The sequence below is a fragment of the Exiguobacterium sp. s39 genome, assembly GCF_018618925.1.
GTDB classification, from domain to species: domain Bacteria; phylum Bacillota; class Bacilli; order Exiguobacteriales; family Exiguobacteriaceae; genus Exiguobacterium_A; species Exiguobacterium_A abrahamii.
Genome location: NZ_JACSNA010000009.1, coordinates 1,482 through 4,495 on the forward strand (window position 1 = coordinate 1,482; position 3,014 = coordinate 4,495).

The window sequence follows — 3,014 nt, forward strand, 5'->3', positions numbered from 1 at the left end:
CACTCGCACCTTGAAAACTGAAGACATCAACAAGACATCAAACTTTTAATTAACCATGTCATTAGACGTGTGTTCTTAGAATACCAACGCTAGATCAAGGTATGAAGGGCGTACGGTGGATGCCTTGGCACTAGGAGCCGATGAAGGACGCGACGAACAGCGATATGCTTCGGGGAGCAGTAAGTATGCTTTGATCCGAAGATTTCCGAATGGGGGAACCCACCATCTGTAATGGGATGGGACATGTTACGTGAATACATAGCGTAGCGTGAGGCAGACCCGGGGAACTGAAACATCTAAGTACCCGGAGGAAGAGAAAGCAAATGCGATTCCCTGAGTAGCGGCGAGCGAAACGGGAACAGCCCAAACCGAAGAGCATGCTCTTCGGGGTTGTAGGACACTCTATACGGAGTCAAAAAGGAAGACAGTAGGTGAAGGACCTGGAAAGGTCGGCCGAAGAAGGTGACAGCCCTGTAGCTGAAACTGTTTTCCCTCCAGAGTGGATCCTGAGTACGGCGGGACACGTGAAACCCCGTCGGAATCCGGGAGGACCATCTCCCAAGGCTAAATACTCCCTAGTGACCGATAGTGAACCAGTACCGTGAGGGAAAGGTGAAAAGCACCCCGGAAGGGGAGTGAAATAGATCCTGAAACCGTATGCCTACAAGTAGTCAGAGCCCGTTAACGGGTGATGGCGTGCCTTTTGTAGAATGAACCGGCGAGTTACGATAACGCGCGAGGTTAAGCCGATGAGGCGGAGCCGTAGCGAAAGCGAGTCTGAACAGGGCGTTCAGTGCGTTGTCGTAGACCCGAAACCAGGTGATCTACCCATGTCCAGGATGAAGGTCAGGTAACACTGACTGGAGGTCCGAACCCACGCACGTTGAAAAGTGCGGGGATGAGGTGTGGGTAGCGGTGAAATGCCAATCGAACCTGGAGATAGCTGGTTCTCCCCGAAATAGCTTTAGGGCTAGCCTCGAGGTTGAGAGTTCTGGAGGTAGAGCACTGATTGGACTAGGGGCCCCCACAGGGTTACCGAATTCAGTTAAACTCCGAATGCCAGCAACTTATACTCGGGAGTCAGACTGCGAGTGATAAGATCCGTAGTCAAGAGGGAAACAGCCCAGACCGCCAGCTAAGGTCCCAAAGTGTATGTTAAGTGGAAAAGGATGTGGCGCTGCCTAGACAGCTAGGATGTTGGCTTAGAAGCAGCCACCATTCAAAGAGTGCGTAATAGCTCACTAGTCGAGTGGCGCCGCGCCGAAAATGTAACGGGGCTAAACATACCACCGAAGCTGCGGATTCCGTAAGGAATGGTAGGGGAGCGTTCCAAACCGCTGTGAAGCTGTACCGGAAGGAGCAGTGGAGCGTTTGGAAGTGAGAATGCCGGTGTGAGTAGCGAAAAGAGGGGTGAGAATCCCCTCCGTCGAAAGCCCAAGGTTTCCTGAGGAAGGCTCGTCCGCTCAGGGTTAGTCTGGACCTAAGCCGAGGCCGAAAGGCGTAGGCGATGGATAACAGGTTGATATTCCTGTACCGCCGATCCACCGTTTGAACAATGGGGGGACGCAGGAGGATAGTGACGCATGCGGATGGAAGTGCATGTGCAAGTTTCAAGACCGTCTGATTGGCAAATCCGTCAGGCATCAAAGTCAAGGAACGACGCGGAGTCCCGTAGGGACGTAGGTCACGATTTCACACTGCCAAGAAAAGCCTCTAGTGAGGGGGAAGGCGCCAGTACCGTAAACCGACACAGGTAGGCGAGATGAGAATTCTAAGACGCGCGGGATAACTCTCGTTAAGGAACTCGGCAAAATGGTCCCGTAACTTCGGGAGAAGGGACGCTCTACATGAGTAGAGCCGCAGTGAATAGGCCCAAACGACTGTTTAGCAAAAACACAGGTCTCTGCTAAATCGCAAGATGACGTATAGGGGCTGACGCCTGCCCGGTGCTGGAAGGTTAAGGGGATGGGTTAGCGCAAGCGAAGCTTTGAACCGAAGCCCCAGTAAACGGCGGCCGTAACTATAACGGTCCTAAGGTAGCGAAATTCCTTGTCGGGTAAGTTCCGACCCGCACGAAAGGCGTAACGATTTGGGCACTGTCTCAACGAGAGACCCGGTGAAATCATAGTACCTGTGAAGATGCAGGTTACCCGCGACAGGACGGAAAGACCCCATGGAGCTTTACTACAGCCTGATATTGAGGCTTTGTGCATGATGTACAGGATAGGCGGGAGACGTCGAGCCCGGAGCGCCAGCTTCGGAGGAGTCACCCTTGGGATACCGCCCTTCATGCATAGAGTCTCTAACTCGCAGCCGTGATCCGGCTGGAGGACCGTGTCAGGCGGGTAGTTTGACTGGGGCGGTCGCCTCCTAAACAGTAACGGAGGCGCCCAAAGGTTCCCTCAGAATGGTTGGAAATCATTCGTAGAGCGCAAAGGCAGAAGGGAGCTTGACTGCGAGACCTACAAGTCGAGCAGGGACGAAAGTCGGGCTTAGTGATCCGGTGGTTCCGCATGGAAGGGCCATCGCTCAACGGATAAAAGCTACCCTGGGGATAACAGGCTGATCTCCCCCAAGAGTCCACATCGACGGGGAGGTTTGGCACCTCGATGTCGGCTCATCGCATCCTGGGGCTGGAGTAGGTCCCAAGGGTTGGGCTGTTCGCCCATTAAAGCGGTACGCGAGCTGGGTTCAGAACGTCGTGAGACAGTTCGGTCCCTATCCGTCGTGGGCGCAGGAAATTTGAGGAGAGCTGTCCTTAGTACGAGAGGACCGGGATGGACGCACCGCTGGTGTACCAGTTGTTCCGCCAGGAGCATCGCTGGGTAGCTACGTGCGGACGGGATAAATGCTGAAAGCATCTAAGCATGAAGCCCCCTCCAAGATGAGATTTCCCTTTGAGTAATCAAGAAAGACCCCTCAGAGACGATGAGGTAGATAGGTCACGGGTGGAAGCATGGCGACATGTGGAGCTGAGTGATACTAATCGGTCGAGGCCTTGTTCTAGCAGATGC

At 53.9% G+C, this 3,014-nt stretch carries 1 rRNA gene; it reads left to right on the forward strand.

From position 1 onward, the window contains the following. Positions 1-92 precede the first annotated feature (92 nt). Positions 93-3,006, forward strand: a 23S ribosomal RNA gene (locus tag KNQ11_RS16560). Positions 3,007-3,014: the final 8 nt, after the last annotated feature.